General features: G+C 60.2%; 1 pseudogene. It reads left to right on the forward strand.

The features are described from left to right. Positions 1-62 precede the first annotated feature (62 nt). Positions 63-538 (forward strand): annotated as a pseudogene (locus AC1ROW_RS22245) (IS6-like element IS6100 family transposase); the annotation flags it as partial.

Consider the following 538-nt stretch of genomic DNA (forward strand, 5'->3'; position numbering starts at 1 on the left):
GGGCTCTGTTGCAAAAATCGTGAAGCTTGAGCATGCTTGGCGGAGATTGGACGGACGGAACGATGACGGATTTCAAGTGGCGCCATTTCCAGGGTGATGTGATCCTGTGGGCGGTGCGCTGGTATTGTCGCTATCCGATCAGCTATCGCGACCTTGAGGAAATGCTGGCGGAACGCGGCATTTCGGTCGACCATACGACGATCTATCGCTGGGTCCAGTGCTACGCCCCGGAGATGGAGAAGCGGCTGCGCTGGTTCTGGCGGCGTGGCTTTGATCCGAGCTGGCGCCTGGATGAAACCTACGTCAAGGTGCGGGGCAAGTGGACCTACCTGTACCGGGCAGTCGACAAGCGGGGCGACACGATCGATTTCTACCTGTCGCCGACCCGCAGCGCCAAGGCAGCGAAGCGGTTCCTGGGCAAGGCCCTGCGAGGCCTGAAGCACTGGGAAAAGCCTGCCACGCTCAATACCGACAAAGCGCCGAGCTATGGTGCAGCGATCACCGAATTGAAGCGCGAAGGAAAGCTGGACCGGGAGAC

The sequence above is a fragment of the Leifsonia sp. GW821-FHT13C09 genome, from assembly GCF_058806435.1.